At 55.8% G+C, this 6231-nt stretch carries 5 protein-coding genes, 1 tRNA gene and 1 rRNA gene; 5 read left to right on the top strand and 2 right to left on the bottom strand.

Going from position 1 to position 6231, the window contains the following annotated elements; all coding sequences use genetic code 11:
* The first annotated feature begins 171 nt into the window (after nucleotides 1-171).
* Together rrf and ACR0P8_RS08230 are read left to right on the top strand one after the other, a co-directional pair.
* Nucleotides 172-288: ribosomal RNA gene (rrf, locus tag ACR0P8_RS08235) — 5S ribosomal RNA — on the top strand.
* Between the two features lie 292 nt (nucleotides 289-580).
* Nucleotides 581-1543 carry an L-lactate dehydrogenase gene (locus tag ACR0P8_RS08230; RefSeq protein ID WP_432624617.1) on the top strand — a complete coding sequence of 321 codons (963 nt, stop codon included), beginning with the start codon at nucleotides 581-583 and terminating at the stop codon, nucleotides 1541-1543.
* A gap of 60 nt (nucleotides 1544-1603) precedes the next feature.
* Here ACR0P8_RS08230 and ACR0P8_RS08225 read toward each other — a convergent pair whose 3' ends face one another.
* A complete protein-coding gene (locus ACR0P8_RS08225; RefSeq protein ID WP_432624616.1) occupies nucleotides 1604-2029 on the bottom strand; it encodes a GNAT family N-acetyltransferase in 426 nt (141 codons plus the stop codon).
* A 183-nt stretch (nucleotides 2030-2212) separates the two neighbouring features.
* Here ACR0P8_RS08225 and ACR0P8_RS08220 point away from each other — a divergent pair.
* Both ACR0P8_RS08220 and ACR0P8_RS08215 read left to right on the top strand, forming a co-directional pair.
* A tRNA-Ser gene (locus ACR0P8_RS08220) sits at nucleotides 2213-2300 on the top strand.
* 384 nt (nucleotides 2301-2684) lie between these two features.
* The gene (locus ACR0P8_RS08215; protein WP_432624615.1) at nucleotides 2685-4328 is read left to right on the top strand and encodes a peptide ABC transporter substrate-binding protein; all 1644 of its coding nucleotides are present in this window, start codon (nucleotides 2685-2687) and stop codon (nucleotides 4326-4328) included.
* 120 nt (nucleotides 4329-4448) lie between these two features.
* Here ACR0P8_RS08215 and ACR0P8_RS08210 read toward each other — a convergent pair whose 3' ends face one another.
* Entirely contained in the window at nucleotides 4449-5393 is a 945-nt protein-coding gene (locus ACR0P8_RS08210; protein ID WP_432624614.1) for an isoaspartyl peptidase/L-asparaginase family protein, read from the bottom strand.
* A 320-nt stretch (nucleotides 5394-5713) separates the two neighbouring features.
* Between ACR0P8_RS08210 and ACR0P8_RS08205 the strand changes: the two genes are divergently transcribed.
* Nucleotides 5714-5860 (top strand): hypothetical protein, encoded by a 147-nt coding sequence (locus ACR0P8_RS08205; RefSeq protein WP_432624613.1) that lies wholly within the window; start codon nucleotides 5714-5716, stop codon nucleotides 5858-5860.
* The last annotated feature ends 371 nt before the right edge of the window (nucleotides 5861-6231 follow it).

Genomic DNA, 6231 nt, shown 5'->3' with positions numbered 1-6231 from the left:
TCCGCGTCTTTCCTGTGCTGGATCGTTCCATGGCGACAATATGCGCTGGAATGGTCACTGAACGATAAAACTGATGGGCTTTTGCTTGCGTCCGCTGTCCGGTTCCCAAACCGCCACTGATAACATGCCGGCTTGGATTCCTTGTGGTTTCCTTGCCGTTGACCCTGGTTTTGCGGTGGTCATAGCCCTGGTGAGACGCCCGGTCCCATTCCGACCCCGGTAGCTAAGGCCAGGCGCGGCGATGGTACTGCACTCGAGAGGGTGTGGGAGAGTAGCACGCCGCCGCATTCAACGTTGGGGGTTCCCGTGGAGCAGCTTGCTCCGGGAACCCCATTTTTTTATCCCCATTGCTTTTTGCTTCCGGTTCTTCCGGCCGGACCGCATGGCTTCCGGGGAATTCCTTCTTTTTATTTTCGTATTTTGTTATTCCACCCTTTGTTCCTTACCTTGGCCTTCCGAATATGGAATCGTAATTTTCCCAATATTTAATGACGGCATATCATGCAATGGAAGTCTTGGCCGGATGCTCCGAAATGTGTGCCGTGCGGGACGGACGACAGAGAAGGAAGGGGATTTTTCCATGGATGTGCGTCGAAGCCGTGTGGTGGTGATCGGCACAGGCCATGTCGGCATGACCGTCGTGTCGACGATTGTGGCCAACGGCTTGTGCAATGAGGTCGTGCTTATCAATCGCACTCCTCAACGGGCACAGGGAGAGGTGATGGACCTTGCCGACGGTGAGGAATTCTTCAGCCGGTATACGAAGATTCGTGTGGGGGACTGGAACGATTGCGCCGGCGCCGATATCGTCATCATCACAGCCGGAGCGCATCCGATTCCCGGGCAATCCCGTCTGAGCGAACTCGGTGCTGACATCGACATCGTCGATCCGATTCTCAAATCCGTGATGGCATCGGGATTCGACGGCATGCTCATCATGGTGTCCAACCCAGTCGACGTACTTGCCTGGTTTGCATGGAAACGCACCGGTCTGCCCAGCCGACAAGTAATCGGCACCGGAACCGCGCTCGACACAGCGCGCATGAAAACGATTATCGCGGAACGAACCCGTCTTGATCCGAGGACGGTCGGCGGCTACGTCATCGGCGAGCATGGAGATTCACAGTTCATCCCATGGTCGACGGTCAACATCGTTGGAAAGCCGTTCGCGCGGTATCTGTCCGACAACGCAGCGAAATACCCGGACGTGACGCTGGACGGCATCGAGGAGGCCACCCGCCGGCGCGGCATGGAAATCAAAGCGCTCAAAGGTGGCACCAACTACGGAATCGCAGCAACGGTTTCGGCAATCGTGAAAACCATTTTGTGGGACGAACGCCGTGTGATGCCGGTATCCACGCTCATCGACGGACAGTATTCGTACGACGAGCATGACGTGTTCCTGAGCTTGCCTGTGGCATTGGACGGCGATGGCGTCGGTGATTTCGTGGATTTGCATTTGACCGACGATGAGATGGCGCGTTTCCACGACAGCGCGCGCATCGTCCGCGAGCATTGCGCGATGATCGCCGACCGACTGTGAACGGCGGGTGATTCCGGGCGCTTCCTCAGATGTGTGGCGGAGCTTTTGTGACTTTTCGGCCTATCGACGCCGCCATTGCATCGTGTACTCCATTTCGCCGGTGAACTCGTCCAGGTCTTCGTCTTGGATCGTGAAGCCTTCACGCTGGTAGAAGCGCACCGCGCCGACGTTCTTCCGGTACGCTTCCAATGTAAGCGTGTCCCTTTCGCGTTTCGCATGGTCCATGAGCTGTCTGCCGATGCCGTGTGACCGCATTTCTGCGGCGACGAAAAGACCTTCGATATGGCCGCCGTTCAAGCCTATGAATCCCTGCACGCCTTGGGCATCTTCATACACGTGGACTTCTGCCAGCGGGAGCGCTTCCCGCACGTATTCAAGATTGTTCTTCCAGTATTCCGCTGGGATGAAGGAATGCGCCTGCAGGTTCGCTTCCAGCCATATGCTGGCGACTCTGTCCATGTCCGACGTGCGCAGTGCTCTGATCATAACGATTGATTTTCCCCGAGAATCGTGCCTATTCCGGGTTCATTCTATCGGCGCGCATTGAATATAGCGGTGCGTGTTGGATCGGCCTGATGTTGCGACACGCCGACTTTGTCTTCTGGAGAATCTGTTGTATTCTAATCAAGTTGCGTTTCACGGATAGACACCGGGGGGCGTTGAATAATTGGAGAATTCGCCTAGTGGTCTATGGCGCACGCTTGGAAAGCGTGTTGGTGTAACAGCCTCACGAGTTCGAATCTCGTATTCTCCGCCAGCAGGGTTTTCGGAGCAATCTGAAAGCCCTTTTCTTTTGCCAAAACGGCATATTTCCAACGATTTCAGATCTTTCGAACTGCTGAGTTTTTTCCCTATAACGGCCTTCGGAGACCTTTGAAGCACTGATATCAGTGACATATAGAGTGATAGGTGCGGCAGGTCAGACAGATGTATCACTCTTCATTCAACGGAGTTGCTCCTAATAATCGATGACCATTCGATGTGCTGCGGAAAAGTGTTAAGAAACAATGCCTTCTACCGGAACTTTTGTCTCAGATTCAGATATGGGTATGCGCCTAGGCCGCAGAAGATTCCTATAATCGCCTCTACTTGCTTCGTGCCGATATGAATTGGTGGGAAGACTAATGTGAAGGAGAGAACAATGAAGAATGGCGTATCGCGCCGTCTGATCGCATTGGCGGCGGCGGGAACCATGCTGCTGTCGGTGGCTGCCTGTGGCTCGTCGTCTGATGGCAATGCTTCTTCCGACAGTGGAAGCGCCTCGCTGATTTCCGTGAACAACAGCGAACCGCAGAACGGACTGATTCCGACCGATACCAATGAAATGGGCGGCGGCAAAGTCATTCGCTATCTGTTTGAAGGCCTGGTCAGCTTTGACGCCAAAGGCAAGCAGCATCTTGAAGTCGCTGAAAGCATCACTCCGAACGATGATGCCACCAAGTACACCATCAAGCTGAAAAAGGGATGGAAATTCACCAATGGTGAGGCTGTGACCGCGAAATCCTTCGCCGACGCATGGAGCTTTGCTGCGAACGTGAAGAACGCGCAGAAGACTGCAAGCCGCTTCTCCACCATCAAAGGTTACGACGAGCTGCAGGACTCGAACGTCGACCCCAAGGCTACGCTTTCGGGCCTTTCCACCCCGGATGATTACACCTTGGTCGTTGAGCTGAACAAGCCGGATTCGGTATTCCCGACAAAGCTGGCCCACCAGTCCTACTTCCCTCTGCCGAGTGTGGCGTTCCAGGACATCAAGAAGTTCGGGCAGGCCCCAATCGGCAATGGCCCGTACAAGTTCAAATCATGGGCGCACAACAAGAACATCATCATCGTTCCGAACAAGGATTACAAGGGCAGCCGCAAGGTGGCCAACAATGGTATTGAATACCGTGTGTACACGGATGAGGATTCCGCATACTCCGATGTGCTGTCCAGCAACCTTGACGTGCTGGACGAGGTCCCGCAGTCCGCTGTGAAGACCTTCCGAAAGGATTCCGGCGTGATCGCATACAGCCAGGCTGGTTCCACATTCGAGGCGTTCGTCATTCCTGAACGACTTGAGCACTTTGGCGATGACGAGGAAGGTCATCTGCGTCGCCAGGCCATTTCCATGGCCATCAACCGTGATCAGATTGTTAAGAAGGTCTACGACGATACGAAGACCGCGACCACTGATTTCACGTCACCGCTGGTTCCTGAATACGCCAAGAACCTGAAAAACGGCGACAATCTGAAATACAACGCCGACAAGGCCAAGGAACTGTGGGAGAAGGCCAATGCCATCAAGCCTTGGTCCGGCAATTTCCGTATCGCCTATAATGCCGATGGCGGCCACAAGGAATGGGTCGACGCGGTCTGCAACCAAATCAAGAACACGCTTGGCATCGATGCTGCGGGCGATCCTTACGCAACCTTCAGCGATGTGCGCAAGCGGGTGACGGACCGTTCCATCACCACCGCGTTCCGTTCCGGATGGATGCTGGACTATCCGTCGGCTGAGGATTACCTCAACCCGTTGTATGCTTCCAGCTCCGCCGACGGCCATGGCTCAAACGATGGCGATTACAAGAGCGAGGAATTCGACAATCTCTTGAACGCCGCGCTCGCGCAGACTGATGTGCAGAAGCGTACGGACGATTTCACCGAAGCCCAGGAAGTCCTTGCCAAGGATCTTCCTGTGATTCCGCTGTGGTATGACAATGTCGCGGCCGTGTCCGCCACGAATGTGAAGAACGTGTCGTTCGACTACACCAACCTGCCTACCTACAACACCATCACCAAGTGATACGGGAATTCCCAATACCGGAGTAATACGGCATTGGAAATCCCAAAAAAATTCGGCTGGGGCCCAAGTCCACATGGACTTGGGCCCCAGCCGTTTCAGTGGCTGGTCCGCTGCGTCGGTTCAGCTCTGCACGTAGCTGCCCTTCGGTGACTTCCAACCACAGTTCATCATCTCGCTGTTGAACACCATCGCACCGTCGCCATGCGCCGGAACGATGATCATACCGCCGTCACCATGATGGCGGGCCACGCCATCCAACGCGGCCTTTGCGGCAGCGACAGGCTCCTCCTTGGCATACAGCACACGATCGGAGACTTGGTGTGCAGCGACCTCTTTGACGAACGCTTCGCCAATGCCGGTGCAGGAGATAGCTACGGAATCGTTGTTCGCATAGGTGCCGCATCCCGGCAGCGGCGAATCGCCGACGCGGCCCGGCATCTGGTTCGTAATGCCGCCGGTGGAAGTGCCAGCCGCGATATTGCCGGAAGCGTCGCGGGCTACGGCGCCGATGGTACCGTGCTTTTCCCACTCGTCACCGTTGGACTGCGCCTCCCGCAGGGATTCCTGACGGTTCGGTGTGATGAAATACGCGCTGTCGCACAGCTCGATGCCCCATTCCTTGAGCAGGGCGTCGCTGGGCTTGGCGAACATGACGTGCTTGGTTTTTTCCTTGATGGCGCGTGCCACGTTGATTGGATTCTTGGATGTGGTCAGGCCGCATGCTGAACCGACCTCGCCATCCACACCGGTCATCAGGCAGGAATCCATGGATACGATGCCTTCGCTGGTCAATGCCGCGCCACGACCGGCATTGAACTCAGGAGCGTCTTCCATGACGCGGATGGCCGCGCACACGGCGTCTTCGGCCGGAGCACCCTGCTCCAAGAGGGCATAACCAGCTTCGAGCGCCTTGTTCAGATCCTTTTCTACCTGCGCGCGGCGTTCCGGTGTATCTTTCTTACCTCGATCACCCGCCCCGGCATGAATCACCAGAAGAATTCCGTCTGGTTCGGCCTGGGCGATCCGGACTGTTGATTGAGGCAACGTATGTTCACTTGTCGGCATCTCTGCTACTCCAGTTATCGTGAGTTGTTTCGTGTGTCCGCAGATATCATACGCTGTCGGCGTGCTGAGATGGTCCTGCAGTGCAGTAATTTGGCCTACTTCGGCATGATTTGCCGCGTAATCGTTTGATGCTTTCCGGTCAATGCGAATGATTGTTGTATGGAGTGGGGATTCCGTGTAGTATCGGCTGCGGACACGGGGGCCGTAAGGCTGAGAGGAAGCGATCGCTTCGACCGTATGAACGTATACCGGATAATGCCGGCGCACTGACCGGTTTGTGCAATGGTGGTTACGATTGGCTTACCAAGGCCGGTTGGACCATGACGCAGGGCGCGGTCTTCACCGTCTGCTGCGTGATCTCCGGAGCTGTGTTCGGTGGCGCGTTGATGTGGTTCGTGCAGAAGGCTCTCGCCAAGACTGGCGTGCTCGATCGTTTCGAATCCGGCAACGATGCGCGGAACGCGTAGTGACGGCAACGCTTCGTGCCTGAACACGAGCATACGATCTTTTGATAAAGATCTTGACCATAAGCGGCGTGAAACGGGGCATTGACAGGCATTCCGCATGCCGGCTACGCCCCGTGGCTGCGCTCCGTGACGGGCATGCGTCATACTCCATCGGTGGGAGAGTTGCGCATATCGTTGGGCTGAGCGTGTTCTTACTATGAATGTGCGCTACGCTCGAAGTCGTGACGTTAAGAGCGAGAAAGGGAAGCGCGACGATGGGTGATTCGATGGTCCCTGGAATCCAGCAGGATGATTCGCGTGACACGATCACCCGTGATTCTCTGGCCACGCTTGCCCGACGCCGTAGCGTTTCACAGGAAAACAATCGGACG

It is taken from the genome of Bifidobacterium sp. (assembly GCF_050874245.1).
In the GTDB taxonomy this organism is placed as follows: domain Bacteria; phylum Actinomycetota; class Actinomycetes; order Actinomycetales; family Bifidobacteriaceae; genus Bifidobacterium.
Note: the sequence above shows the minus strand (reverse complement) of the source record. Positions and strands in the feature narration are given on the sequence as shown.